Origin of the sequence: Treponema pedis (assembly GCF_017161325.1) — a bacterium.
GTDB classification, from domain to species: Bacteria; Spirochaetota; Spirochaetia; order Treponematales; family Treponemataceae; genus Treponema_B; species Treponema_B pedis.
The window spans coordinates 1,872,141-1,897,135 of record NZ_CP045670.1 but is presented as its reverse complement, the minus strand read 5'-3'; the positions used below and the strand labels follow the sequence as shown (position 1 = coordinate 1,897,135).

Annotated in this window: 29 protein-coding genes and 1 pseudogene; 9 read left to right on the top strand and 21 right to left on the bottom strand. The window is 35.2% G+C overall.

From position 1 onward, the window contains the following. Nucleotides 1-69 precede the first annotated feature (69 nt). The 3 genes from DYQ05_RS08750 to DYQ05_RS08740 are packed head-to-tail and all read left to right on the top strand — an operon-like array spanning nucleotide 70 to nucleotide 2,398. Nucleotides 70-1,839, top strand: coding sequence for a tetratricopeptide repeat protein (locus tag DYQ05_RS08750; protein ID WP_038176418.1), 1,770 nt, complete (start codon nucleotides 70-72; stop codon nucleotides 1,837-1,839). A 46-nt stretch (nucleotides 1,840-1,885) separates the two neighbouring features. Next, nucleotides 1,886-2,053 (top strand): rubredoxin, encoded by a 168-nt coding sequence (rd, locus tag DYQ05_RS08745; RefSeq protein WP_020965632.1) that lies wholly within the window; start codon nucleotides 1,886-1,888, stop codon nucleotides 2,051-2,053. A gap of 60 nt (nucleotides 2,054-2,113) precedes the next feature. Continuing rightward, nucleotides 2,114-2,398 (top strand): hypothetical protein, encoded by a 285-nt coding sequence (locus DYQ05_RS08740; RefSeq protein WP_024467437.1) that lies wholly within the window; start codon nucleotides 2,114-2,116, stop codon nucleotides 2,396-2,398. A gap of 11 nt (nucleotides 2,399-2,409) precedes the next feature. Here DYQ05_RS08740 and hemW read toward each other — a convergent pair whose 3' ends face one another. Both hemW and lepB read right to left on the bottom strand, forming a co-directional pair. Then, complete coding sequence (gene hemW, locus DYQ05_RS08735) at nucleotides 2,410-3,582, bottom strand: radical SAM family heme chaperone HemW (RefSeq protein WP_206183274.1); 1,173 nt, start codon at nucleotides 3,580-3,582, stop codon at nucleotides 2,410-2,412. A 2-nt stretch (nucleotides 3,583-3,584) separates the two neighbouring features. Further along, the gene (gene lepB, locus DYQ05_RS08730) at nucleotides 3,585-4,304 is read right to left on the bottom strand and encodes a signal peptidase I (protein WP_020965629.1); all 720 of its coding nucleotides are present in this window, start codon (nucleotides 4,302-4,304) and stop codon (nucleotides 3,585-3,587) included. Nucleotides 4,305-4,765: 461 nt separating this feature from the next. On the opposite strand from lepB, the gene DYQ05_RS08725 reads away from it, so the two are divergent. From DYQ05_RS08725 to DYQ05_RS08705, 5 genes and pseudogenes are all read left to right on the top strand, one after another. Continuing rightward, the gene (locus DYQ05_RS08725) at nucleotides 4,766-5,707 is read left to right on the top strand and encodes a glycosyltransferase (RefSeq protein ID WP_206183273.1); all 942 of its coding nucleotides are present in this window, start codon (nucleotides 4,766-4,768) and stop codon (nucleotides 5,705-5,707) included. Nucleotides 5,708-5,909: 202 nt separating this feature from the next. Further along, nucleotides 5,910-6,376, top strand: a pseudogene (gene smpB / locus DYQ05_RS08720) (SsrA-binding protein SmpB). Then, a complete protein-coding gene (locus tag DYQ05_RS08715; protein ID WP_020965627.1) occupies nucleotides 6,376-7,263 on the top strand; it encodes a TP0183 family DNA metabolism protein in 888 nt (295 codons plus the stop codon). Before smpB ends, DYQ05_RS08715 begins: the two are co-directional and overlap by 1 nt. A 116-nt stretch (nucleotides 7,264-7,379) precedes the next feature. Continuing rightward, the gene (locus tag DYQ05_RS08710; RefSeq protein ID WP_206183272.1) at nucleotides 7,380-8,765 is read left to right on the top strand and encodes a rhodanese-like domain-containing protein; all 1,386 of its coding nucleotides are present in this window, start codon (nucleotides 7,380-7,382) and stop codon (nucleotides 8,763-8,765) included. A gap of 3 nt (nucleotides 8,766-8,768) precedes the next feature. Then, the gene (locus tag DYQ05_RS08705) at nucleotides 8,769-9,182 is read left to right on the top strand and encodes a hypothetical protein (RefSeq protein ID WP_020965625.1); all 414 of its coding nucleotides are present in this window, start codon (nucleotides 8,769-8,771) and stop codon (nucleotides 9,180-9,182) included. Here DYQ05_RS08705 and DYQ05_RS08700 read toward each other — a convergent pair. The 17 genes from DYQ05_RS08700 to DYQ05_RS08625 all read right to left on the bottom strand — a co-directional run bounded on the left by DYQ05_RS08700 (nucleotide 9,173) and on the right by DYQ05_RS08625 (nucleotide 22,105). Further along, the gene (locus DYQ05_RS08700; RefSeq protein WP_020965624.1) at nucleotides 9,173-9,433 is read right to left on the bottom strand and encodes a Txe/YoeB family addiction module toxin; all 261 of its coding nucleotides are present in this window, start codon (nucleotides 9,431-9,433) and stop codon (nucleotides 9,173-9,175) included. The two genes, DYQ05_RS08705 and DYQ05_RS08700, sit on opposite strands and share 10 nt — an antisense overlap. Continuing rightward, complete coding sequence (locus DYQ05_RS08695; RefSeq protein WP_024465572.1) at nucleotides 9,433-9,675, bottom strand: type II toxin-antitoxin system Phd/YefM family antitoxin; 243 nt, start codon at nucleotides 9,673-9,675, stop codon at nucleotides 9,433-9,435. Before DYQ05_RS08695 ends, DYQ05_RS08700 begins: the two co-directional genes overlap by 1 nt. A 93-nt stretch (nucleotides 9,676-9,768) precedes the next feature. Next, nucleotides 9,769-11,670: a DNA mismatch repair endonuclease MutL gene (gene mutL / locus DYQ05_RS08690; RefSeq protein WP_206183271.1), complete on the bottom strand. Its 1,902-nt coding sequence runs from the start codon at nucleotides 11,668-11,670 to the stop codon at nucleotides 9,769-9,771. 14 nt (nucleotides 11,671-11,684) lie between these two features. Continuing rightward, entirely contained in the window at nucleotides 11,685-11,921 is a 237-nt protein-coding gene (gene xseB / locus DYQ05_RS08685; protein ID WP_020965621.1) for an exodeoxyribonuclease VII small subunit, read from the bottom strand. A gap of 211 nt (nucleotides 11,922-12,132) precedes the next feature. Continuing rightward, the gene (gcvPB, locus tag DYQ05_RS08680) at nucleotides 12,133-13,584 is read right to left on the bottom strand and encodes an aminomethyl-transferring glycine dehydrogenase subunit GcvPB (RefSeq protein ID WP_206183270.1); all 1,452 of its coding nucleotides are present in this window, start codon (nucleotides 13,582-13,584) and stop codon (nucleotides 12,133-12,135) included. Beyond that, a complete protein-coding gene (locus DYQ05_RS13980) occupies nucleotides 13,584-13,811 on the bottom strand; it encodes a hypothetical protein (protein ID WP_252723322.1) in 228 nt (75 codons plus the stop codon). Before DYQ05_RS13980 ends, gcvPB begins: the two co-directional genes overlap by 1 nt. Continuing rightward, entirely contained in the window at nucleotides 13,774-14,880 is a 1,107-nt protein-coding gene (gene gcvPA, locus DYQ05_RS08675; RefSeq protein WP_252723321.1) for an aminomethyl-transferring glycine dehydrogenase subunit GcvPA, read from the bottom strand. Before gcvPA ends, DYQ05_RS13980 begins: the two co-directional genes overlap by 38 nt. Nucleotides 14,881-15,041: 161 nt before the next feature. Further along, a complete protein-coding gene (gene gcvH / locus DYQ05_RS08670) occupies nucleotides 15,042-15,410 on the bottom strand; it encodes a glycine cleavage system protein GcvH (protein ID WP_020965617.1) in 369 nt (122 codons plus the stop codon). A 135-nt stretch (nucleotides 15,411-15,545) separates the two neighbouring features. After that, entirely contained in the window at nucleotides 15,546-16,040 is a 495-nt protein-coding gene (locus DYQ05_RS08665) for a hypothetical protein (RefSeq protein ID WP_206183269.1), read from the bottom strand. Between the two features lie 34 nt (nucleotides 16,041-16,074). Further along, entirely contained in the window at nucleotides 16,075-17,559 is a 1,485-nt protein-coding gene (locus tag DYQ05_RS08660) for a hypothetical protein (RefSeq protein ID WP_020965615.1), read from the bottom strand. A gap of 315 nt (nucleotides 17,560-17,874) precedes the next feature. Next, nucleotides 17,875-18,948 carry a glycine cleavage system aminomethyltransferase GcvT gene (gene gcvT / locus DYQ05_RS08655; RefSeq protein ID WP_206183268.1) on the bottom strand — a complete coding sequence of 358 codons (1,074 nt, stop codon included), beginning with the start codon at nucleotides 18,946-18,948 and terminating at the stop codon, nucleotides 17,875-17,877. Between the two features lie 481 nt (nucleotides 18,949-19,429). After that, on the bottom strand, nucleotides 19,430-19,618 hold the full coding sequence (locus DYQ05_RS08650; protein ID WP_020965611.1) for a P-loop NTPase family protein: 189 nt from the start codon (nucleotides 19,616-19,618) through the stop codon (nucleotides 19,430-19,432). 17 nt (nucleotides 19,619-19,635) lie between these two features. Next, a complete protein-coding gene (locus DYQ05_RS13975; protein ID WP_252723556.1) occupies nucleotides 19,636-20,115 on the bottom strand; it encodes a hypothetical protein in 480 nt (159 codons plus the stop codon). A 250-nt stretch (nucleotides 20,116-20,365) separates the two neighbouring features. Then, nucleotides 20,366-20,683, bottom strand: coding sequence for a hypothetical protein (locus tag DYQ05_RS08640; protein WP_252723320.1), 318 nt, complete (start codon nucleotides 20,681-20,683; stop codon nucleotides 20,366-20,368). Continuing rightward, nucleotides 20,676-20,822, bottom strand: coding sequence for a hypothetical protein (locus tag DYQ05_RS13970; protein ID WP_252723319.1), 147 nt, complete (start codon nucleotides 20,820-20,822; stop codon nucleotides 20,676-20,678). The genes DYQ05_RS08640 and DYQ05_RS13970 overlap by 8 nt, the downstream gene beginning before the upstream one ends. Nucleotides 20,823-20,946: 124 nt before the next feature. Then, nucleotides 20,947-21,819 carry a CPBP family intramembrane glutamic endopeptidase gene (locus DYQ05_RS08630; protein WP_206183267.1) on the bottom strand — a complete coding sequence of 291 codons (873 nt, stop codon included), beginning with the start codon at nucleotides 21,817-21,819 and terminating at the stop codon, nucleotides 20,947-20,949. Between the two features lie 46 nt (nucleotides 21,820-21,865). Continuing rightward, a complete protein-coding gene (locus tag DYQ05_RS08625; RefSeq protein ID WP_024468231.1) occupies nucleotides 21,866-22,105 on the bottom strand; it encodes a hypothetical protein in 240 nt (79 codons plus the stop codon). 178 nt (nucleotides 22,106-22,283) lie between these two features. On the opposite strand from DYQ05_RS08625, the gene efp reads away from it, so the two are divergent. After that, entirely contained in the window at nucleotides 22,284-22,847 is a 564-nt protein-coding gene (efp, locus tag DYQ05_RS08620) for an elongation factor P (RefSeq protein WP_020965606.1), read from the top strand. Between the two features lie 95 nt (nucleotides 22,848-22,942). Here the strand turns inward: efp and DYQ05_RS08615 are convergent, their stop codons facing one another. Both DYQ05_RS08615 and DYQ05_RS08610 read right to left on the bottom strand, forming a co-directional pair. Then, nucleotides 22,943-24,160: an OmpA family protein gene (locus DYQ05_RS08615; RefSeq protein ID WP_206183266.1), complete on the bottom strand. Its 1,218-nt coding sequence runs from the start codon at nucleotides 24,158-24,160 to the stop codon at nucleotides 22,943-22,945. Between the two features lie 49 nt (nucleotides 24,161-24,209). Further along, nucleotides 24,210-24,995 (bottom strand): hemolysin family protein, encoded by a 786-nt coding sequence (locus tag DYQ05_RS08610; RefSeq protein ID WP_024469998.1) that lies wholly within the window; start codon nucleotides 24,993-24,995, stop codon nucleotides 24,210-24,212.

Here is a 24,995-nt window from a genome sequence, read left to right as displayed (position 1 = left end):
GCTATATAACTTCTTGGCAAGAGTAAAAAAATATATTATAATAGAATATATGATTATAAACGGAAAAAATTGCTTTTTAAAACATATTTTTTTATTTTTTCACTTTTTGTTTTGCTTATGCCGTTTTTTTCGTGTAAAACCGTGCAAAGCTCACAAAAGCAAGATAATTCCGTCTCTTCCGAAAAAACAAACCTTGCGGTATATCCCATAGGAGAAGGTACAATATTATCCATTCCGGCAAAAGATAAGCTTGCAGAAAAAAGACTTGATGCAAAACTTTCATCAAATATAACAAAGGCTTCTCCCGAATCTCTAAAAAATGCACTTCTATTTATTCAAAATGACAGCAAGGGTTTAACACCTGAAAACCAGCTTTATCTGAAAGTAATATCGGCTCTTATGTATTTGGTTTATCCTCTAAAAACCGAAGAAACAAAACCGTCTTTTTCGCATGATGAAGAACCGTACCTTTACGGTCTGAAAAATGTAAATAACGGAGTATATCCGTATTCCATGAAAAAAGATGATTTTCTTTCTCTTATAATACCGCCTCTTATTCTTGTTTCCGAAAAGGCTTCTCAGTCCGAAATAAACAGTTATAAAACCGATATTCTTGAAAGACTTACAACCGCAAAAAATAAGTACCCCGAATCCGTATTGCCGCCTTATCTTTTAGGTATTTTAAGCGAACTGGAAAACGATAATACGGCGGCAATGAATTTTTATAAAACCGCATGGAATGCCGATAATTCCTGTTATCCTGCGGGTTTAAAGTACGGAGAATTGGCTGCGGAAGCGGGAGACGGAACCGTTGCCGTAAAAATAGCAAATTTTCTTTCAAAAAATTTGGAAGAAAATGTTGCCGTAAAACTGTTATATGCCAGAGGTTATATAGCTTCCTCGGATTTAACTAAAGCAAGCGAAAATATTATTACGGTTTTAAAAAAAGAACCCGAAAATATTTCCGCCCTTCTTTTACGAATACGTATTTTAATTGAACAAAAAGAATATCTTAAAGCAAACTCTTTACTTGACGCATACTCCACTAAAAACAGAACATCAAAGGACTACCTTCTTTTTAGAGCAAGAATAGTCAAAGAATGGAATAAAAATACAATAAGCGCCATAGAATTTTTAAGCGAAGCTTATCGGCTTTACCCTGAAGATTTTAATATTCTTTTAGCTTGTGCGGAAATATGTTTTGAAACTTCTCAAAAAATAGAAAACCGTCAGGCGGGATTTTTTATAGAAAAAGTTTTACAAAAAGACCCTGAAAATACGGCGGCAATGTATCTTTTGGTTAAAAATAATATAAACTTGGGCGATTGGGAACAGGCCGTTTTTCTAGGTGAAAAACTGAACGGTAAAGTTTCAGGCAATGTAAACAAGGAGCTTTTAGTAACCGCATATTTGGGTGCGGGAAAAACCGAAAAAGCTCTTGCATTGTCAAAACAGCTTTATACATCTTCAAAAAATCCTTCAAACCGTTTTGTTGGTTTGTATATTGAAGCTCTTTACCGTTCAAAAAATATGCAAGCGGTTTCACAGATAATTAAAGAAAAACTGCAAACGGCCGATTCGGAATTAAAGTCCATTTTACATTACTACAATGCAAAGCTATCGGAAAACAACTCGGAAGCCTATTTATCCTCCCTTAGGTCAAGTCTTTTAGCGAATCCACGTAACAAGGATTCTCTTTTTGCAATGTATGAATGGTACTTTAAAAATAAAGATTACCGCAAGGCAAAATACTATTTGGGACAAGTAATTGCATTGGACCCGTCAAATAAAAAAAATACGGATTTGGCTGAAAACCTAAACAGATTACTTGCAGAATAATCGAAAATAATGTATTATTCATAAAATAACATTTTAGGAGTATAATATGGCTATTAAGTATGTATGCGATTTATGCGGATACGTTTATGACCCTGCAACAGGGGACGCCGATACGGGAATTGCGGCAGGGACAGCCTTTGAAGACATTCCAAGCGATTGGGTATGCCCTCTATGCGGTGCAGGGAAAGAAGCTTTCGAAAAAGTTGAAGTCTGATGCAGAGCACCTCTTTAAATATAAAAGAGGTGCCGTATATAGAGGTTCGGAGTTTGTAATATGGAACTTGATAAATTTATAAGCACAATAGGTTATGACGGAAATTCCGCTATAATCGATAAAGCCCGTTTTTCTAAAAATAAAGGAAAATCCATTTTCGATTTAATTAAAATAGGAGCTTTCCGCTCCGCAGCTTCTTATGCCGTTTATACGGGCTCCGATGAAGATTTACAGGCAGTAGCCGATGCGTACAACAGTCTTTCAGGTTCTCATTATAAAAAAGAACAAATCCCCCGTCTTTTCGGAGTATCAAAAGCTGAAGTTAAAAAGCAATTAATGCTGTAACATTAATTCTTTTACAAAAACCGTTTATTTATTTCCTCAAAAGCGTCCAGTAAAAATTTATTTAAAAAATTAAGCCCCTCTTCGGTAAGCCTTATTCCGCTGTCGGTTAAAACAAGATTGTCTGAAGCCTTCCATTTTTCTATAGTATTTCCTATTACATCTCTTATATCAAGGCCGAAACGGGTAAAAAAATTCTTAAATTCAATACCATCAATCAAGCGTAAACCCATCATAATAAACTCTTCCATACACTCGGTTCGGTTAATTTTTTCATAGTCGTAAACCGAACTGCGCTCTTTTTCGTAAAGCCATTTATTTATATTTTTACAAGCCGAAAATCTTATTGCATAAGCCGGATTTTGAGGTGAATAATCGAAAAAAACGGAGCCGAATGCACCGGGCCCTATTCCAAGATAGTTTTGAAGTTTCCAATACTTCTCATTATGTATACTTTTATATGAATTTTTGTATGAAAAATTAGACACTTCATAACGTATATAAGCATTGTTTTCTAAAAACTCTTTTCCGTATTTCCATAAATTTGCAATATTATCCTCTTCTTCAAGCGGCAAAGTTTTATCCGTGCATAGCGAGTAAAGAGAAATATGCTCTGGAGCAAACTTTAAAAGAGTTTTTAAATCGTTACTTAAAATTTCGTAAGTTTGGTTTTTTAACCCTGCAATTAAGTCGCAAGAAAGGCTTGTTTTATTAAATTTTTTAATTAAGTCAAGGGCAAAAAGAGTTGTTTCTTTTGAGCCGCGCCTTTTTACACCTTGTAAAACTTCATCGGAAAAACTTTGAATACCTAAAGAAATTCTATTTACCCCGGATAAAAAAGCTGCTTTTAAATGCTCCATTGTAAGGTCTTCGGGATTTATTTCTACGGTAAATTCCGACGGAGGTTCTTTTTGCCGCTTTAAAATGTTTGAAAATATAAAATAAAAATCTTCAGGCGAAAGAAGAGATGGTGTTCCTCCCCCTACATAAACGCTTTTAAATTCTTTTATACCGTATTTTTCTTTTACAAAATCCAAATCATTTATAAGACGCTTTGCAAAAACGCTTCCGTTTTTACCTATAAGAATTTCGTTAAACCGCCCCGCCCCTACCGAAAAAAAATCACAATAAGAACATTTTTGCGTGCAAAACGGAATATGAATATATAAACCGGCTTCTTTATTCACCTTTATTGCCCTTTATAGAGCTTAATTTTTTTTAAGGGCCAATATTTTAAAAGAAGACTTCCATAAATACGCAATTTTCCGTCAAGCGGTCCCCACATACGGGAATCGTCCGAAATAAGTCTGTTATCGCATAAAACAAAATATTCGTTTTCTTTTAACGTTATTTTAGGATAACTGCCTGAAAAAGGTAAAGCTGCATTCCAGTTTAAAGGAAGTTTGCTTATTTCCAAATTGTAATCCGTTTCGGTTAATTCAAATTCGGTTAAAAAATGTTCCGCTTCCGCCGTTTTTATATGTAAAATGAAATTTTCCATATAAATTGTATCTCCGGGCATTCCTATAATTCGTCTGATTGAAGCTGACTGACCTTGTCTTTGCCGCATTTCAAAGGGTTTAAACAGTTGAAAGGTAAAAAAACTTATAATGCCGTCCGCCGTTTTTTGAAAAAATGAGCGTTTATCGTTAAAAGAAGGCGTTATTACAACGAGACTGCCTCTTTTCGCCGTCGAAAACGGATTATAAATAGGGGTTGTCAAAACAATATCGTTTAAAGCAATTTCAGGTTTCATAGAATCCGATTGAATTCTATATGGTCTGATTAAAAAAGATGTTATTACCGTATACACCGAAAAAATAAAGATAAATATAAAACATATAAATAAAACCTTTCTGCGGTGTTCCAGTTTTGCCGTATAAGAATAATCTCTATATCTTGCACCCATTTATTTCTCCAATTTTTAACTGCCCGTTAACGGAAAAACTTCCGTTTTTTACAGTATTTATATATCCTTTAGATATTATCATTTTATCCCGCCGTTGACAAGCAGGTTTATATAAACACCGTTAAAGTAATTATAAATTAAAAATTTCATTCTTGACTTTTTTTTAATATTTATATATAATCCTCATTTATAAAATAGCAAAGGAGTTATTGACATAAACATGACAAATAAATACTATCCCCCCCCCCCAACAACAACAATTAAAGGTTTTGCTTGTTTTAGACCAATACGATAACGAAAATAACGGAACCACCATTACAGCAAGACGTTTGGCTGAAGGATTAAAAAAAGTCGGATGTGATGTAAGAAATTGTAAGTACAGGTAAGGAACAGGATAACAAATTTATCGTAAATCCTTGAATTTTCCACCCATAATCGAAAACATTATACGCAGTCAAGGAATGCAATTTGCCGCTGCCGATAAAGATGTTTTATATAGAGCAATAAACTGGGCAGACTTTGTTCATTTTATTATGCCTTTTTGGCTTTCCATAGAAGGCGTAAAAATTGCAAAAGAGTTAAAAAAGCCTCATACGGCAGCCTTTCATGTACAGCCTCAAAATATTACTTATTCTATAGGCTGCGGCAGGGCAAAATGGCCTAACGAAATACTATATTCAGTAATGAAAAATTATTTTTATAAATATTTTAGGCATATTCATTGCCCAAGCCAATTTATCGCAAATCAACTTAAACAACATAAATACGATGCAAAGCTACATATCATTTCAAACGGAGTAGACAATAATTTTACTTATATTAAAAATAAAAAACCTGATGAGTTAAAAGAAAAGATAGTTATTTTAATGATAGGAAGGCTTTCAAAGGAAAAACGGCAAGATGTTTTAATAAACGCCGTATATAAATCAAAATGTACGAATAAAATTCAACTGATTTTTGCAGGTAATGGGCCTTTAAAAAATAAATATAAAAAACTAAGTAAAAATTTAAAATATGCTCCTATTTTCGGTTTTTACAGTCAAAAAGAATTGATACATGTAATTTCGTATTCAGATTTATATGTACATACAGCCGATGTTGAAATAGAAGCTATTTCGTGTATTGAAGCTTTTTCTTGCGGACTTGTTCCGATTATTGCAAATTCAGTGCAATCGGCAACATCTCAATTTGCCCTTGATGAGAGAAGTCTTTTTACGTCAGGGAATTATATTGAGCTTTCAAAAAAAATAGATTATTGGCTTGATAATCCTAATGAGCTATTTAAACAAGGCTGTGCTTATGCGGAATACGGCAAAAAATTTATGCATTCAGTATGCGTACAAAAAATGCTTTTAATGTTTAAAGAAGAAATGGAAGATTTTAAGGCTTTAGATTTGGATTAATTATATAAATTAAAATCCGCTTATTAAGCATACTCAAATAAATCTATGGATTAAGGTTATAAGTGGAAAGTTATAGCAACAGTTTTAAGGGTAAATTTTTCCCTCCCCAAAAAAATTCTTTACCTACATTTAGAAGGCTTGTGTCCCTACATCATTTTGTCCCGCCGTTGACAAGTATTCCTTCTATGAATATAATAAGGTTATGGAAAGCGGAGCTGTAAAAATTATTGCAAAAAATAAAAAGCTTTTTTTAATTACACGGTAGAAGAAAAAATAGAATGCGGGCTTGTTTTAAAGGGAACTGAAGTAAAGTCGCTTAGAGAAGGACGTATATCTTTTCCGGACGCATTTGCCGAAATAAAAGAAAATGAGGTATGGGTGAAAAATTTTCATATTTCGGAGTATATTTACTCTTCAATTTTTAATCACAATCCGGCAAGGCCGAAAAAGCTTTTGTTAAAAAAAGAAGAAATTAAACGCTTAAAACGTAAGGTTGATGAAAAAGGCTATACGCTTGTTCCGCTTGAATTTTATTTTAAAAACGGTATCGTTAAGGTGCTTTTAGGTGTTTGTAAAGGTAAAAAGGCTTTCGATAAACGCGCCTCTATAAAAGAGCAAGATGTAAAACGTGATGTACAGAGGGAGCTGAGAGCAAGGAATAAGGAGTAATGAAAAAAAACGGCTTCAGGCTTAAAATAAATTCCAAATTTCTTTTTTTTACGGCAATATTGCTTTGTATAAGTATATCCGTTCATTCGGAACCTTCTCAAGGTGCCTTTTCAGTGGGTTCCTATGCACTTGAAGTAAAAAATGTTTCCGAACAGGTAAATGCTGCGATAACAAATGCTATTTTTAATTTTGTAAAAGAACAAAAAAAATATAAAATCTTCGATTTGCGGCCGCAAAAAGTAAATGAGTCTTCAGGAGATTTCCATTATATTTTTACAGGAAGCATAACCGGAAGCGATAACGGAATAAAACTTGAACTTATTTTACAAAGTACTTCAGACGATACAAAAAGAACTATTTCAAAAGTTTATCAAAATGCAAATTTAATCCTTTTGGACTCTAGAATTTTGGTTTCTGACCTTTTTGATTTGTCGGTAAATTTAAGTTCTTATAAAACAGGTTCTCTTCCCGAAAAAAAGGAGCTTTCCTCAACTGAAAATGAATTTGAAGAAATTAAAAATATTGATATACTTTCAGGTTCTTGGCAGGGAGAAGAAGGTATTGAACGCATAGAAATTATGCGCGGAGGCAGGGCGGTTGCGGTTTTATCGGCAGGTACTTCAATTTTTTTGCAGCTTAAAATATCCGACGGATATCTTATTATCACCCAATCCGGAACTCCGAACCTTAGACAGTTCGGCAATTTACCCGATACTGTTGCAAAAAAGGCGGTAGAGCTCGGTAAAACGCCTGCTTGGAAATTTTTAATTTCAACAAACAATAAAATTTTATCCGGTGAAAAAACCGATATAAATATAGAATATTCAGGCGATGAAATCGTTTCCGCAAAAGATGTAATAAAAAAAGTTAAGTGGTTTAAAAACTGATAAATCTTATTTCGGATAAAACAAAAAACTTCCCTTCGTACTTAAAAGACCTATTGACTAATTCATAAATAAAGTAATATATTTAAAAATATTATAATAAAACATGAGGTGATTTTATGAAAAAAAATGTTATTACATTTATTTGTGCTGTAATTATTGCTGTAAGTGCGTTTGCGGCCGGCAGCAGGGAGCCTGAAAAAGTTCAAAATATGCAATCCGGCATTAAATTTGAGCTTTGCGGTATTGATGAAGTAAAAAAAGCATTGACAGACCAAGCTTTTACCGTTATAGATGCCCGCTCTTCCGACTCTTATATGGGCTGGTCAATAAACGGAGATAAATTGAGAGGGCATATACCCGGTGCCGTCGATTTTTCTTATACATGGCCGGTTTCTCCTTATGATAATAATAAAAATTTGGAAAAAGAAACAAGAGAAGAGGTTATTAATCAAGCATTGAAAAATAAAAATATATTAAAAACTAAAAATTTAATCGTTTACGATACAAACGGAAAAGACGCCCAAAAAGTTGCAGAATTTTTATACTCTATAGGATATAAAAATATAAAAATTTTTAATGCGGCGGAATGGATAAATGCAAAAAATGAAGTAAAACAATACCCTAACTATAAACTTCTTTTACCTCCTGAAGTTGTATATAATTATATACAAACCGGTACCGGTGAAACACTTGATAAAAATATAAACTATAAAATATTTAATGTGGCATGGGGAGAAATAGAGCAATCGGGATATTTGGAAGGCCATATCCCCGGAGCCATGCATGTAAATACCGATTGGTTTGAGCCTAAAGAAATAGGCTGGATGTTGGCAGACGATGCTCATCTTGAAAAGCTTATGTTAAAACTCGGTATATCCTCTTCCGACGGCGCTATTATAACAGGGCCCGAACCTATGGCGGCTGCAAGGTTTGCGGTTATACTTACCTATTTGGGAGTAAAAGACGTCCGTGTGTTAAACGGAGCTCTTATAGATTGGGTACAGGCAGGTTATGTACTTTCAAAAGAAAATATTCTTCCTAAGGCTATTTCAAGTTTCGGCGCAAGGGTTCCCGTAAGAGAAAACATTATAGACACTATCGAAGAAACTCAAGCTAATTTAAAAAAAGAAAAAGGATATGTGCTTATAGATAACAGAACTCCCGAAGAATACTCAGGAAAAATTTCAGGATACTCTTATCATGACAAGGCGGGAAGAATAAAAGGTGCCGTATTCGGATATGCAGGTAAAAAGAGTTCATCATCAATGTCGTATTATAGAAATATAGATAAAACTATGCGTAACGGATATGAAATTCTTAATATGTTAAAAACTTGCGGTATTGATACGAAAAATAAAATGAGTTTTATGTGCGGTTCCGGTTGGCGTGCTGCTGAAGTCCTTTGGTATATGAGGGTTATGGGATTTGAAAATGTTTCTTTATATAGCGACGGCTGGATAGGCTGGAGCAACAGGGGCTTACCTTCAATAAAAGGAGAATAACAATTGAAAAAGAAGTACAAAATTATATACCTTACTGATATTGTTTTTATTATCGGATTATATATATTAAATATTCTGTCAAATAAAAAAGCCGGAGTGAATCATCATGTAATATTTAAAAGTTTAAAATTTATAAATACTTATATGAAAGGTTATAATTTTGTACTTATATTATCGATAATAACCGTATGCCTTATTTTTTCGCTTTATCTGTTTATTAAAAGATTAAAGCAAAAAAAAGAGATATTCGATTGCATTTTATTGATTATAAACTTAACGGTTTTAATATTTTTAACCGTATTTGCAAGTTTACAAAAATCGAATGTATTTTATTATACATTTATTACCTTTTCGATTTCGGCAATCGTTAAAATGTTGATAAATATAATTATTTTAACCTTAAATAATTATTCATAATGTGTCCACATTCTAAGAATACGAACAGTATTTTTATTTTCAAAAACTTCATAAACTAAACGATGTTGAATATTTATTCTTCTGGAATATTTTCCGGTCAAATCTCCTAGTAATTTTTCATAAGGCGGAGGATTTTGGAAAGGATTTATTTTTAATATTTCAATTAAATTTATAACAGTTTGTTTTAAGTTTGACCGCTCGATTTTTTTACTGTCCCTTACAGCTTCCTTTGCATATTTTATTATCCACATTACCAGCCGATATCCTCAATACTGTTTTCCAAAGGTTCTTTACTTGCCTCTATAATAGATTCTCTAAGTCCGGGAACGGAATATAAATACAGAGTTTCCTGAATTGAATTCCAGTCTTCTTCCGAAATTAGTACGGCATTATGCCGTTTTCCTGAAATAATAATCGGTTCATGAAAATTTTTTGTCTTATCAATTAACGTATGTAAATTACTGCGAGCTTGTGTTGCCGTCATTACCATCATATAATTGCCTCCGAATATAACGTACAGCATTTCATAGATTTTGTCAATAAACGTAATGTAAAATAATATATAAGTTATTTAAATGTTTTTACGTTAAGTTCTTTTTATTCTTTTAAAAAGTTCTTCCCTGTCAATGATAAAATAAAGCGGGCGTCCGTGCGGGCAAAGAGGTTCGGAAAGAGAAAAGGTTTTTACCGCTATATTATATGCCGAAACAGCATCTATTATATCTCCGTCTTTACAGGCAGCTCTACAGGCGGAAGAAGCAAGAATATGGTGCATTATACCTCCGCCGGCCTTCCCCGCTTCGGCTAAATCTTCTTGAAGATTTTTTTCCGTACCGTGCCATCTAATTGGAACTGCGGTAATAAGCCAAACGCCTCTTTTTTCTTCCGTAATATTAAAACCGGCCTTTTTTAATTCTTCGAGATTAAGCCGTATAATTTCATCGTCTTTTTCGGATTCCGTTTCTATTTTGTACGGAATTAAAAGCTCTTGCGAGGAGCCTAAGTGTTTTTTTAACTCTTCAAATAAAATACGCTCGTGTGCGGCATGCTGATCTATTATGTAAAGAGCATCGTTTTTTTCTACGGCAATAAAGGTGCCGCAAAATTGCCCTAAAAATTTAAAGTCCGATTTAGGCATATCGGCAGGAAAAGAGGCTTGATTATTTACGTTTTTTAAAGTTTCATCGGGTGTATAATAGCGTACCGCTTCACCGGCTTTTTCAAAAAACTCATATTCGCAGTTATTTTTTTCCTCACCGTTCGGTTCGCCGTTTATAAAGTTTTTTTCTCTTTCGGCATAAAAAGAACCTTTTACATCATCATGCCTCAAGTTTATGCCCGTATAGCCTGAGCGGTACTGATAGGCGGAATGTGCGGCGTATCCTGCACTTTTTTCGCTCCAACCGTAATAAGGCTTAGCTTTTAATTCTTCTTCGCTGAAATTTAAAGGCTTTGTAAATTCCGGAGAATATTCTTTATTCTTTAAAAGTTCCGAAACCGTTTTTTGCTTATAAAAATTATTTATTGAAGAACTTACAGCATGATGAATTTCTTTATAATCTTCAAAGCGCGCTTCTTTTTTTGCAGGGTGAATATTAAAATCCACTCTCTCGGGGTTTACGGTTAAAAATAAAAAGGCTACAGGGAACCCTCCGTTGGGAAAATATCCTTCCGCTCCGTAAATTACGGCCTGTACAAGTCCGTATTCCGTTATACGCCTTCCGTTTACAAAAACATAGATATGTCTTTTATCGGAGCGGACGACGGCAGGGCTTCCCAAAACCGCTGTAAATGAAAAACCGTCGCCGGTTTGATTTATTTCATAAAAAAGCTCTTCAGGTTCCTTTAAAGCCATTGCCGCAAGACAGCGTTCTTTAAGAGAATTATGAGAAGGTAAAAGAATTTTATTTGCCCCGTCTACAACATAGTGCATTTCGATATTATAATGAGGAAGGGCTTTTTCAATAAAAATCTGCTTACATTGAGCAGCTTCATACTGAACCCTTTTTAAAAATTTTTTACGAGCCGGAAAATTTGCAAAGAGGGATTTTACCTCAATTACGGTACCCGAATTTAATCTGTCAGGAAAAATCTTACCCAGCGATAATTTCCATGCGGCAGGCCCTTCGCGCGTAGTTGTAATTTCAAGGCTGCTTACAGCCTGTATTGAAGCAAGAGCTTCTCCGCGGAAGCCTAAACTTTTTAAACTGAGAAGGTCTTCCGCATTTTGAATCTTACTTGTAGTGTGGGTATGGGTACAAATTTCCAAATCTTCCCTTGTCATACCGCAGCCGTTATCGCAAACTCTTATTGAATCCGTACCGCCTTCGGTTATTTCCAAAATTATTTTAGAAGCTCCCGCATCAATAGAATTATCCAAAAGCTCTCTTACAACCGAAGAAGGTCTTTCAATAACTTCTCCTGCGGCAATTTTACCTGCGGTTTCTTTTGATAATATTTTTATCGGTTTATATTGATGAGTACCCATAATTTAAAACCTTTTTAATCTTTTTCGGCGGAAGCAAATAAATCAAGCTCCGGTTTTTCTTCGGGAAGAACGGGCTGATTAAGAAGTACTTCGATTTTACCCTCGATTTTTTCTATATCTTTTTCAAGCCCCTTTGCAAGGCGTATGCCCTCTTCAAAAAGAGATAAGGCTTTTTCCAAAGGAACTTCCGCATCGCGGATTTTTTCGGTTATTTCTTCAAGCCGCTCAAGTCTATCTTCAAATTTTTTCATATATAAAAGATACTAACCGTTTTTTCTTTTAAGGTCAAGAGAAGGCGAAAAATAATTAAACCTCTTACTCTTTCCGAGATATCGGGACACTCCAACCGTTCCGTCTTTACATATTTTAAAGTTATATCGAAAATCGGCTGCATAATAAAAAGCCCGCAGGTTAAAATAAAACCGGCGGGCTTAAAGTGCGGTCTATAAAATGTTTTTCATTTTATTTACAGCAGCAGCAGGGTTTATACCTTAAAACGGGTTCCCTTGCAGCCTTTGTTTCGTCAACCCTGTTAATCGGTTTTGTATACGGATACTCATGGACTTTTGCCGCGTCCGAATACGCTTCTTTTTTGAGTTTTTCCATAACCTCGGCGGTAAAGTCCAAGGTGGCTTTACTTTCGGTTTCGGTAGGCTCGAACATTAAGGCTTCGTGAACAATGAGCGGGAAATACATCGTCGGCGGGTGAATTCCGTCGTCGATTAAGCCCTTTGCAATATCCAAGGCGCTTACGCCTGTTTCCGCCTTAATTTTATCAAGGGTAAGAACAAACTCGTGCATACAGGTTCTGTCAAAAGCAACTTCGTAACCTGAAGCCTGAAGTTTTTTCTTTAAATAGTTCGCATTTAAAACCGCATAGCCTGAGCTTTCTCTAATTCCTTCGCTTCCGAGTGTAAGAATATAGGCATAGGCTCTGAGGAAGACAAGGAAATTGCCGTAAAAGTTTCTAACCCTTCCTATACTGTCGGGACGGTTAAAATCGAGTTTATAATTTCCGTCCGAACCGACTACAACTGGAGAGGGTAAAAACGGTTCAAGAATTTTTTTACAGCCTATGGGGCCGCTTCCGGGGCCTCCTCCTCCGTGCGGTGTGGAAAAGGTTTTGTGCAGGTTAAGGTGAACTATATCGTAGCCCATATCGCCCGGGCGCAAGCGTCCCATAATTGCGTTAAGGTTCGCTCCGTCATAGTATAAAAGACCGCCCGCATTGTGAACAATTTCGGCAATTTCTTTTATGTGGGTTTCAAAAAGCCCGAGCGTGTTCGGGTTTGTAAGCATTAAAGCTGCCGTGTCTTCTCCTACGGTTTTCTTTAAAGCTTCAATATCTACGTTTCCGTCTTTGTCGGAAGGAATGTTGATAATTTCACAGCCTACCATTGCGGCGCTTGCGGGGTTTGTTCCGTGAGCCGAATCGGGCACTAAAATTTTGTTTCTTCCGTGTTGACCGTTTTTTTCATGGTATGCGCGTATTACTAAAAGGGCGGTAAATTCTCCGTGCGCTCCTGCCGAGGGTTGCAGCGAAAAGGCGTCCATTCCGGTAATTTCTCCGAGTTTATGACCTAAATCTCCCATAACTTGAATACAGCCTTTCATTGTTTCTTCAGGCTGTAAGGGGTGAATGTTTGTAAAACTCGGAAGAGAGGCGATTTCTTCGTTCAGTTTGGGGTTGTACTTCATTGTACAGGAACCGAGAGGATAAAAACCGTTATCGACACCGTGGGTGTTGTGGCTTAATTCCATATAGTGCCTTATAAATTCAAGTTCCGAAACTTCAGGCAATTTTGCGTCTTCTTTGCGCAAATATTTTGAATCAAGGGTGTATTCCGGAACGGTAATTTTCGCTTCGGCAAATTTATGGCCTTTTACGGATTTTTCGAAAATCAAATTACTCATTATAATACCTCCTTAATTATTTTAACGGCTTCATCAAGTTCGCATTTGGAAAGTACATCGGTGGTACACCAAAGAATTCCGTCTTCGCAAAGTTTTAATCCGCCTAAGATATTGTTTTTTTCAAGAGCCGAAAGAATTCGGTCGGCTTTTCCGTTCGTACCGGTTATAAATTCGTGGAAAAATTCTCCGTTATTTTTTACGGTAAGTCCGATTTTTTTTAAGCTCATTTGCAAAATAGTGAGCATTGCTTAAACAGGCTTTTGCAACCGTTTTTAAGCCCTCTTTTCCGTAAGCGGCCATATACATAGAAGCTCTGAGAGCGCAAAGTGCCTGGTTTGAGCATATACTTGAGCTGGCTTTTTCGCGGCGTATGTGCTGTTCGCGGGCTTGAAGCGTTAATACAAAGGCTCTGCGCCCTGCATGGTCTACGGATTGCCCTATAATACGGCCGGGTATTTTACGCATATTGGCTTCAATCGTTGCAAGATAGCCGAGATACGGCCCTCCGGCTCCCAAAGGAAGCCCTAAGGCTTGCCCTTCACCGAGTGCGATTGTAGCTCCGCATTCTCTCGGTGTTTTTAAAATTGCAAGGGATGTGGGGTTACAGCTCATTATAAATTGAGCCTTTGTTCCTTCAACAATTTTTCCGACGGATTCGCAGTCTTCAATTGTGCCGTAACGGTTGGGCTGCTGCATAATAACGGCGGCAACGCCATCGTCCATAAGGCTTGCAATTTTGGAAATATCGGTTTTATATCCGTCTTTCGGAATCGTAACGAATTCCACTCCCGAATGCCTTAAATAAGTTTTGGCAATTTCTATAGAGCTCGGTTCAATACATTCCGAAATTAAAACCTTGGTTTGTTTTCGTCCTAAAGACATAACGATTGCATCGGCTACGGCGGTGCCTCCGTCGTAAACGCTTGCATTGGAAATATCCATTCCCGTAAGCTCGCAAATCATAGATTGGTATTCAAACCCCGCCTGTAATTCGCCCTGATTCATTTCAGGCTGATAAGGCGTGTAAGCGGTAAGAAATTCTTCGCGGCTTGCCATGTGGCGCACGGCGGCAGGTACATAATGGTTATATGCTCCCGCGCCTCTTAAAACCGATTTGAAAATCTTGTTTCCAGAGCTTATACATTGAAAGAGCTTTTCAACTTCGGCTTGGGTTTTACCTTCACCTATATTTACGCTCTTTGATTCAAAACCGTAAAGATTATCTATCGACTTTACGCCGATGTAATCCAACATTTCTTTTGTTTCCTCAGCCGAGTGAGGAATGTAATTAGACATACTACCCTCCAAAATAGGAAACCGTTTAGGGGTTGCCCCGTTTCTTTCCGTTAAAAAAAAGATTTTCAGGGCCTGCCTTGTTTAAGGCTTATCCCTTTTACGGCGGTCTTGCAAAAGGCAAAAGCCGCCTTAAAAACGGTTAATTTGTACTTCGAAAATAACTATTTGCAAAAGCCTTTGTAGGCAGCTGCATCCATCAACTTGGAAGATTCCGAACTTACTTCAACTTTAATAAACCAAGAACCGAAGGCATCGGCATTGATTTTTTCAGGTGAATCCAAAAGTTCTTCGTTAATTGCGACAACCTTACCGGATACGGGGCTGATAATTTCAAAAACAGCCTTTACCGATTCGACTGTAGCGCAGGAGGTATCGGCTGTAACCTCATCTCCCACTTCCGGAAGCTCAACGAAAACAACGTCGCCCATTTCACCTTGAGCATAGTCGCTGATTCCGATAATTCCCGTAGAACCTTCTTTTTTGTACCATTCATGACTTTCCAAGTACTTTAAATCTTCTCTAATTTCCATAAACAACTCCTATTATTTTATGTTGTAAGTTTTTTATTAAAAACTTTGAAAAAACCGATTTTTTAAGGGGGAGGATTACCTTATCCTAAGGATATGCGTTTTACCGCTCCCCCATATTGCTTAAGGGCTCCGCTTTCAATTTACCTTTTTTAATTTTACGGTATATTTTATGCACGGAATTGACTGATTTACAACGGTATATTTATCATCGGCAAGATTCATTGTAAAAGTTTCGTATACTCCGTCAGGGTCTTCTATACTAAAAGAAAAAATATGCTTTGCAATTTTATCTTTATATGAATTTTTCAGTTTTTCTACCGTCAGGTTAAAATGACCTTTGCCTAAATAATATTTCGTTATAAAAATGCCTTTACCGTTTTTGTTAATGGGATTTTTAGGCTCATTAGTTAAAATATATCCGTCCTCACCCAAAATTTTACCGTATCCGCAAGATGAACTGCCGTAACTTTGAAGCTTAAAATATTTTAATTCTTCCACAGTAAAATTTGTACCGTCTTCTTTTTGCGGCTCTATCTGAACATCAAGATAAACTACAGCAAGCCCGGCGGGACAAGAAAATAAGATGAAACCGAGACTCGTTACCGAAAATATATATATCAATTTTCTCATAATTGAATCCTCCAAATATATGATATAGAAAAATTTACTTATGTTTTACAAGTCCAAGTGTTGATTGGAAGACTTGCCCTGAGCGTTCCCAGAAATTCCCCCCGTCACTTCCATTGTCATGCATATAATACCAGTGGCTATACTTATCTTTTGTCCAGTATTTTGATTTCCAACCGAACCACCACCATGATATTTTATGATATTCCCGTAAACGATCCGTTTCGGTTCCAATAATAACACGATAATGAAATCCCCAATCACCATACCAACCTGATCTAAGAGAAATAACAGGGAGATTATAATTACTTAAATGAGAATTTACATCATTCCATTTATGACACAGCTTTTGTTCAATCTTGTAATTGGTATGTTTACCTAAACCGTTGCTTAATGAAGAAATTACTTTAGGACCGGTACCTATTGTGTTTTCAAAAAACTTATAAATATTGTTTATTTTTTCACGTTCAAATATGGATAAAGGAGTATTTTTATATCCTGATTTTTCACCTAGTCCTATTACAACAAAAGCTACAGCTGCAGGTCCGCAATAACAATATGGGTTTCCCCAATCACGTTTATTATACCAATCATCAAGAATTGTTTTCTGTACCGCTGTGGTTTCAGTATTATATATATGTCTTTCTGCTTCAACGGTAATGGCATAAGGATTTTTATATTCCCTCTCAACTTCTTCATCGGTAGTAGTTAGAATTTTAGGTGTGATTTCATCAATATGTTTCCACAAATCACTCATTGCGGAAGTATGTTCTTCTGCTTCAGTAAGCATTTGTATCTTAGCCTCCGGTGTTATTTCCAACTGTTTAAGAGTTTCTTCATCAGCTTCATGTAAACACTCAACAATACTCCGTTCAATGAAAACTGCACTGCGCTCCACTGCCTTTCCTGTAAGTGCATCCTTAAATTGAGTTTCTCCCAGCTCAATACTTCGGCTATTAACTTCCGTTTCACGCACAATAAATTGATTCGGATAATTTACAGAAGTAAGCTTCATATCACCTGCAAAATTTGCCAATCGTCTCGCCATTTCAATGGGTACTTTATGCGTCATTGTACTTACATACGCTACAGGAGTACCTGCAGATTTCAAAGCATTACAAGTTATCGAGCCTAATTCAATACCGTTTTTGATAACTCTGAATTCATAATAACGAACTCTATTACTATCGGGATGATAGATTATAACGGGATATTTTGAAATAACGGCACCATGCCATGGATATTCTGATTCAAAGTCTATTTTTTGAATGAGAGCAAAAAAGCGTGCAACTTTCCAATCCACAACATCTGAATTTTCAAAAACTATGGAACGGCTCATACTCAAATCATCCATATCAGAGTACGGAGTAACTAATGACATGCTTTCATCATCAGCTAAATCAACATTTATTCCTTGGTTACAAGAAATGGAAAATAACATCATAAAACCTATAAATACTACTTTAATTATCAAAGATGTTTTTCTCATAATTTTTTTTACAAAATCTTCTCTAATTTCCATAAACAACTCCTATTATTTTATGTTGTAAGTTTTTTATTAAAAACTTTGAAAAAACCGACTTTCCAAGGGGGAAAGAGGACAACTTGTTCAGAGCAAGTGTTTTCTCTCTCCCCCTTATACCCCCTCTCTCCTTTCAACGCTGCTTAGGGACTCCGCCCCTAAGAACCCCGTCTATCCAAAAGGTTTGAGGGTACACTTTTGCGAGCGGGTAATGCAAGGGAAAGGCGTAAAGTAAAAGAGGTGCTGCAGCTTTGAGCACAAATCTTAATTAAAGCCGTATAGTATAATTCCAAACCCTAACCTTGCCGCTCACCATTATTTTTTAATTTCTTTTAAAAAACTTGTCGGAACGATTTTCGCTTTAAGTTTTTTACCGCGTACTTCAATAAGGATTTCTTCGTCTTTTATGCCCCTGTCGATTCGGATATGACCGATACCGACCTTTAAGCATGGCGAAGAGGTTCCCGTAGTAACGACGCCTATTTCCTTATCGCCTAAGAAAACTTTGTCATGGTCGCGGGCAATACCTCTGTCAATCATTTTAAAACCTTTTCGGATTTTTTTAGCCTCGTTCGCTTCCAAGGCTGCTTTACCGATAAACTCTTCTTTTTCAAGTTTGATAAAGGGTTTTAAGGTTAACTCCGTTGCAAGAGTTTCTTCGTTCATTTCATGTCCGTATAAGGGCATTCCGGCTTCAAGACGGAGCGTGTCGCGACAGCCTAAACCGCAAAGCTCAATATCGAATTCTTCCCCGGCTTTCATAACTTGATTAAAAAGCTCTACCGCCCAGTCTTTGGGACAGTAAATTTCATAACCTGCTTCACCCGTATATCCCGTCTGGGAAACTACTACCTCGCCTTTAGGGCATTCAAAGGTTTTAAAGGTATAGTACTTTTCGGGTATATTTTTTGCATCAATGAACTTTTTTACAACTTTTTCGGCATTCGGCCCCTGAATTGCAAGCTGAGCAATTTCGGGCGAGCGGTCTGTAAATTTAACGCTTTTATCAAGATGATTTTTTACCCAATCGTAATCCTTATCGTGGTTTCCCGCATTTACGACAAGCAAAAATTTCTTTTGATTATAGCGGTAAACCAAAAGGTCATCTACGATTCCGCCCTTTTCGTTACACATCAATGTATACCGTACGTCTCCATCAGCCATTCCGCGTATATCGTTGGCAATAAGGTGATTAATGGCGACTTCGGCATTATCGCCTTCAATGTAAAACTCGCCCATATGCGAAACATCAAAAAGTCCTACATTATTCCGTACGGCAAGATGTTCCTTTATTATTCCGGCAAATTGAATGGGCATTTCATATCCGCCGAATTCGACAAACTTTCCGCCTTTGGCAAGTAAAGTTTCATAGTAAGGTGTTCTTTTCATTTTCTGCTCCTTATTTCGCAATATTAAGCTCTTAATTTTAAGATTTTTAATACCGCATTTATAAACTTATGATAACATAAGATTAAAAAATTTACAAGTATAGATTGTTAAATAAAATGCTTTTTTTATACATTTATCGTTTAAAATCCATACGTACCGATAATATACATATTTTTACGATTTTTGCAAAATTTATAAAAACTTGTCTAAAACATTCAAGTTTTATTTTAGCTCACGGTTTACGTATGAAAAAAAGAGCCGAGATTAAAGTATGAAAACATTAAAAGAAATTTTTTAGCGAACTTAAATGATAACCGTCGGGTGAGACGGTGATTCCTTTAGGTTAAACGTATTATTTAGCTAAAGCATTCATACGTAAGCTGTGATAAAAAACGTGCCTTTTTTATTTGGAAGCCCAAAACCTAAAGTTTTTAGAGTGTCCCATATCTATAATCTCCACTTTACCGCTTTGGCGGCAGTTTTAACTCGGTGTCGCTTTATCTATTTTAAACACTCCGTCGGCTATGTTGTCATAGGATGAGCGGTGCGTTATCATTAAAATAAGTTTATGCGTTTTAAGTTCGGATAAAAGAGAGTTTAATGCAAGGCTTGTTTCCGAATCGAGGGCGTTTTCCACCTCATCAAATAAGATAACCTCGCCGGTTTGCAAGAGACAGCGGCTCAAGGCTAGACGCTGAATTTGTCCCTGCGAAAGGATATGTTCTTTTCCGCCCAATTGTGTATCAAGGGAAAAGGAATATAGGTGCATCGTCTATTCAAAGTTTTACCTGTAACCGATTCTACAAAATCATAAGTTTTTTTATCGAAGGTCTTAGGTAAAAGAGACGGAAACCGGTTTAAATCAAAAAATTTACACACCTTAATATTGTTTATTTTTGTTTCTTTAAGAGGCAAAAAAGATACAAGAGGATTCATTTTATATTTTTGATTTAATATTTTTACCTCGTTACTTATAGAAATATATCGCTTTTCGATACGGTCGGCATAATTTACGGAATTCTTTTTTACAAAGTTAAAGGCATCTTTTATCCGCTCTGTCGATATTGATAAATAGGTTTCGGAATAATCCTTGGGCTTACTATCATCTATTATTATGCCGTTGAGGAGACTTAAATACATTTGATGTAATTCATTTAAGGTTGAAATAATCGCCGTATTTAGATTTTTACCTGAACTTAAAGAAAACGCTATTTTGTCGTTTAATTCCCTGATAAAAAAACAACATAATATGATTCCGATAAACTTATTTCATAACATTCAAAATTATTAAAATAAATATTATAGTTATCATATTTATGCAAAATACTTTTATCTATTTTATAACTTTTACCTTTTGATAAATACCAAAAAAATAAAACTTTGCCATAATCAAGATTTTTATAACAAGTTATATTTTTTAAATCGGTTTTAAAAACCGTTGCACCAATATTAAATGAAAAGGCGTACATACTTCTACAAAATCGGTATTATAAAAAGAAATAACGGGGAAATATGAAGAATCTTTATTTTGCATATTATTTATAAGACTATCCAATTCAATAATTATTTTAGGTAATTTTTCAATGGAATACTCTTTTAAATTAATTTTAGAATAATTTTCGGAATTGTTTTTTAATAAATTTATATCAATTTCCTCATCAATTGATAAGGGGTTTAAAGGATTACTTAATTGATGAAATTTTAATATGGAATTTAATATAAAATCTTTATTCATGGCAGGGGCAAACCTCCCACGGAATTGCAATATCATAATCGGTTTTGCCGGTTTTCATATTTAATTGTTTTATCAGTTTTACCGTATAATCATTTAAAGCGGTAATGTCTTCGATAATTTCATTTATGAGGCGTATCATTTTAAAATTATCAAGAATAGCTTCGGTATTAAACAAGATTAAAAAATAATTCGGCACTTACCGTATTGATATCGAAGGTGATAATATCATACGGAATATTTAATCCGGATAAACGGTAACCTCATCATTCTTGTACATGAGGTAAGGTATCAGTTTGTACTTCATTTTGTTTTCTCCTTTTTAGATATTTGATAATATCAATTGTCAGGATTATGAGGGCTATAGTAAAAATGACAAGATACAACAATATTGCAGAATTCTGTTTTAAACATTTAATAATAGTATTAAAGCCATTATATATAACATGTAAACTTATAGATGCCCAAACATTTTCGGTTTTCTCATAACAATACGTAAGTAAAATACCGAGAAATAAAAGATAAACAATATCAATATTAATTGTAAAATCTCTAATATGCAAAGATGCATATAGGACAGCCGTTATACCGATAGAAAATTTAATCGGCAATATTTTTTTTAATTTATTATAAATAATTTCTCTATAAAATAACTCTTCAACTATAGGGCCTACTATTATTGTGTATAAAATAAAAAAAACTCCAAGATCAATATTAATTTGTGATTTAAATATCGTTTGATATATCACAATTCTTTTACCCTGCAATGCTTCAAACCAAAATTTAACTGCATTAAAAATAGATACAAGATTATTCCATGAAATAAAAGCTGTTATAAACATAAATGCATATTGAAAAATCAATAATTTTATTATAAGCCTCATATTAAATTTAGAAAATTTTATAACATCTTTTAATTTTAATTTACAAAGACACAAAATAAAAAGTAAAATAAGACATAAAGATATGCTCATAATAAAGTATGCATAAGATTTATATGTTTCACTACGGTTTGAAGGATCCGCAAAAACATAATAAGCAATATAAGAAACATATTTACCTACAAAATATACAAAAAACACAAATACAGCATATAAACTTACGATCTCAAAAATAGGTTTTATATTTTTTTTATCCATAAAACAATCTCCTTTAGCAAAATACACTACCTGAGATTTTTTTATATTATAAAACTATCTCCGATTCTTCAATAATGGAACCAGAACCACCGCCACTACAGCATCCAGGCTCACCTCCAATGGGACGAATTCCCCAAGGAGGATCATTCCATGGAGCTCTCTCACTATACACAGATGCATCACCTGCATTCCAAGTATTTTCATCTCTTAAACTATCGCTAATTCCTTCGATCGGATTATCAATCGAAAAGATACTATCATCAACATTCGAATCTTTATTTCTCATATTTATCCTCCATAATATTTATCTCTTAGATAGTGTATAGTACAGATAACATATAAAATATAATTTGTCAAACATAAATTTACGAGATTTTCAATTTTTTTTAAATGCCGTCTTGCTTGAAAAAAAAATAAAAAAATGATATTATAATTACCTTAATTTGTAATTTATGAGGTGAAAAATGATTAGAGGCGGAGATATAGCTAAAGGTACCGTTTTATTAAATAAGGGTACGCCTTATTTGGTTGTCGAAAGGGAATTCGTAAATCCCGGTAAAGGAGCGGCTTTTGCACGGGTTAAAATGAAAAACCTTCGCGACGGTTCGGTTCTTATGCAGACAATTAAAACTGCCGATACGGTTGAAGATGCAACTGTGGATACGCATAAATGCCAGTACCAATATAAAGACGGTGATAATTTTATGTTTATGGACACGGAAACCTTCGATTCGATTTCAGTTCCTTCCGACACTATAGGCGAAAAAGAATATTATTTGCGCGAAGGTGATGAATATGATATTTTAATTTGGGAAAATGAACCCATTGACGTCAGGATTCCCGCAAAAATGATTTTTATTGTAGAACAAAGCGAAAACTATATAAAAGGCGATACGGTTTCCGGTGCAACGAAACCTATTGTTACGGAAACCGGACTTGTTGTAAGGGTACCCTTATTTATTAAACAGGGCGAAAAAATTTTAGTAAATACCGAAACAAACGAATACCAAGAACGTGTAAACGGTTAGTTTATTATAAAATTTTTAAAGGCGGCTATTGCTTTGTTTTTGATACAAAGAAAATAACCGCTTTTTTTTTAAAATCCGATTTAAATCAGAATATTTTATTCCATAATTGTAATTTCCACGCGTCTGTTTTTTGCCCTTCCCTCTTCCGTATCGTTTGATGCGATTGGTTTTGTTCCTCCCGCACCTCCGTAAATCAGTTTTTCGGGACTAACTCCCGATTTAATAAGAATTTCCGTTATTGTTTTTGCACGCTCCAAAGAAAGCTTTTTTTCATCTTCGCTTTTTCCGATATCCGCCGTATGACCTTCAACAAAAAAGAAGTCCGCTTCGGAATTTTTTAAAATCTCCGCTATTTCCATAAGTTTTTTTTCTTCCCCCGAAATAAGCTCGGCCTTATCCGCAATAAAATTTAAATTTTTTAAATTTAAGACCGTCCCCCGTTTTGTTTTCGCTACATCAAAATTTTCGTTTTTAGGAAGAGATTTTTCAGGAAAAGCTTCAGCTTTTTGTAAAGCGGCCCCGCCTTTAATTTTTCCCGAATGCCGATAAAAGTGCAATAAAAAGCCCTTATGTTTTATGCTTGTGTTATCGGAATAAAAAAATTCTTCATCTATTTTTTCCCTTATAAAAATTAAGCGGTTGTTTTCATCGTAATAAATATCGGCCTTACGCCCTCCTTCCGACCTTATCATTCCGCTATCCCCAAGTTCATCGGTTTGCATATAGCGCATTCCGAAAACGGCTTGAACATAGTATACGTTTTCTCCGTTATAAACGGTTTTCCCTTTATATTCAAATTCGGAATATACGGGGATTCTTACAGGTTTTTTATCCGCTTTAGGACTTACAGCGATTGTACTCTTTCCTGTCCATTTTTCTCCTACAGTAATTAAATCAAAATCTTTTAAAGGTAAAACGGGAAAACTTCGTAATACGGGATAGCCGTAATCCTTTGTAAATTCTTCAAGCTGATAAGGATTATCTATTTCACGTTCGGGTTCGGTATTTACGGTAAATTCAATCGGTAAAATCGAATCCACAGGAAGGGCTGTACCTTTCATATTTTTTCTTGTTTTACCGGTAACAAAGGCTTCACCCTCATACTTAAAAACAGAATAATTTTCATATCGTTGTTCCGTTTCAAGAAGATAAAATTTAGCTTCACGGTAACCGAGCCCTATATATTTTCCGTTTACATAAACGGAATAATCCGCCCGCTCCGTAACCGTTATTCTGTTTTGTGATTTTTCGGTTTGTGCAAAAATAAGAAGACCGATATTCAAAAGAATTAAGCAGCCCAATTTCTTTTTCATTCAATACTCCTTTTTTAAGAAAAGTTAATATTATTTTAAGGCAGTACGGCTATTCCGCTTCGGGCTTTAAAGCTTCTTTGTTTAATATTATTTTTACCGTTTTAACCTTATGTCCGTCCATATCCTGTACGATAAAATCATAATTTTGCCAAACGGCTTTTTCGTATTTTACCGGTATTTTGCCGAATAAATCAAATACAAAACCGCCTAAGGTTTCAAACTCGTCTGCGGGTAAATCCTCGGCATCGATTGCTTCTTTTAAATCGTCCAAGTCTATTCTGGCATCACAAAGCCAAACACCCTCCCCTATCTTTGTTATATCTTCACCTTCATTATCGAATTCATCTTGAATATCTCCGACAATTTCCTCAATGATATCTTCCATACAAACTATTCCCGAGGTTCCGCCGTATTCATCCACCGCTATTGCAATATGCAAATGCCGTCTTTTAAATTCGCGTAAAAGGTCGTCGATTCGTTTCGATTCCGGAACAAAAAAAGCCTTGCGTACGACTTTTTTTAAATCGATTTTTTCATTTTTCGGTAAAAGTTTTAAAATATCTTTTACGTAAAGAATTCCTATTACATTATCGATTGAATCCTCGTAAACCGGAAATCTGGAATGGCCGCTTTCTGAAATTTTATCCAAAATTTCATTGCCGGGTGTATCAAGAGAAAGGAAATCCACGTCGATTCTGGGTATCATAACCTCTTTAACCGCCGTATCCGATAAATCGACTATACCGCGTATCATATCGCGTTTTTCGTCGTTTAATCCGTTTTTTAAAATTTGAGAAACATTAGGTTTCTTTTTAAATTTGTCAAATAGTCCCAT

Excerpts from the sequence above, each read along its gene's own strand:
- rd (WP_020965632.1), top strand. The coding sequence starts at position 1,886 with ATGGCTATTAAGTATGTATGCGATTTATGCGGATACGTTTATGACCCT.
- DYQ05_RS08740 (WP_024467437.1), top strand. The coding sequence starts at position 2,114 with ATGGAACTTGATAAATTTATAAGCACAATAGGTTATGACGGAAATTCC.
- lepB (WP_020965629.1), bottom strand. The coding sequence starts at position 4,304 with ATGGGTGCAAGATATAGAGATTATTCTTATACGGCAAAACTGGAACAC.
- DYQ05_RS08725 (WP_206183273.1), top strand. The coding sequence starts at position 4,766 with ATGCAATTTGCCGCTGCCGATAAAGATGTTTTATATAGAGCAATAAAC.
- DYQ05_RS08715 (WP_020965627.1), top strand. The coding sequence starts at position 6,376 with ATGAAAAAAAACGGCTTCAGGCTTAAAATAAATTCCAAATTTCTTTTT.
- DYQ05_RS08710 (WP_206183272.1), top strand. The coding sequence starts at position 7,380 with ATGAAAAAAAATGTTATTACATTTATTTGTGCTGTAATTATTGCTGTA.
- DYQ05_RS08700 (WP_020965624.1), bottom strand. The coding sequence starts at position 9,433 with ATGTGGATAATAAAATATGCAAAGGAAGCTGTAAGGGACAGTAAAAAA.
- DYQ05_RS08695 (WP_024465572.1), bottom strand. The coding sequence starts at position 9,675 with ATGATGGTAATGACGGCAACACAAGCTCGCAGTAATTTACATACGTTA.
- mutL (WP_206183271.1), bottom strand. The coding sequence starts at position 11,670 with ATGGGTACTCATCAATATAAACCGATAAAAATATTATCAAAAGAAACC.
- xseB (WP_020965621.1), bottom strand. The coding sequence starts at position 11,921 with ATGAAAAAATTTGAAGATAGACTTGAGCGGCTTGAAGAAATAACCGAA.
- gcvPB (WP_206183270.1), bottom strand. The coding sequence starts at position 13,584 with ATGAGTAATTTGATTTTCGAAAAATCCGTAAAAGGCCATAAATTTGCC.
- DYQ05_RS13980 (WP_252723322.1), bottom strand. The coding sequence starts at position 13,811 with ATGAGCTTAAAAAAAATCGGACTTACCGTAAAAAATAACGGAGAATTT.
- gcvPA (WP_252723321.1), bottom strand. The coding sequence starts at position 14,880 with ATGTCTAATTACATTCCTCACTCGGCTGAGGAAACAAAAGAAATGTTG.
- gcvH (WP_020965617.1), bottom strand. The coding sequence starts at position 15,410 with ATGGAAATTAGAGAAGATTTAAAGTACTTGGAAAGTCATGAATGGTAC.
- DYQ05_RS08665 (WP_206183269.1), bottom strand. The coding sequence starts at position 16,040 with ATGAGAAAATTGATATATATATTTTCGGTAACGAGTCTCGGTTTCATC.
- DYQ05_RS08660 (WP_020965615.1), bottom strand. The coding sequence starts at position 17,559 with ATGGAAATTAGAGAAGATTTTGTAAAAAAAATTATGAGAAAAACATCT.
- gcvT (WP_206183268.1), bottom strand. The coding sequence starts at position 18,948 with ATGAAAAGAACACCTTACTATGAAACTTTACTTGCCAAAGGCGGAAAG.
- DYQ05_RS08640 (WP_252723320.1), bottom strand. The coding sequence starts at position 20,683 with ATGAATAAAGATTTTATATTAAATTCCATATTAAAATTTCATCAATTA.
- DYQ05_RS13970 (WP_252723319.1), bottom strand. The coding sequence starts at position 20,822 with ATGATACGCCTCATAAATGAAATTATCGAAGACATTACCGCTTTAAAT.
- DYQ05_RS08630 (WP_206183267.1), bottom strand. The coding sequence starts at position 21,819 with ATGGATAAAAAAAATATAAAACCTATTTTTGAGATCGTAAGTTTATAT.
- DYQ05_RS08625 (WP_024468231.1), bottom strand. The coding sequence starts at position 22,105 with ATGAGAAATAAAGATTCGAATGTTGATGATAGTATCTTTTCGATTGAT.
- efp (WP_020965606.1), top strand. The coding sequence starts at position 22,284 with ATGATTAGAGGCGGAGATATAGCTAAAGGTACCGTTTTATTAAATAAG.
- DYQ05_RS08615 (WP_206183266.1), bottom strand. The coding sequence starts at position 24,160 with ATGAAAAAGAAATTGGGCTGCTTAATTCTTTTGAATATCGGTCTTCTT.
- DYQ05_RS08610 (WP_024469998.1), bottom strand. The coding sequence starts at position 24,995 with ATGGGACTATTTGACAAATTTAAAAAGAAACCTAATGTTTCTCAAATT.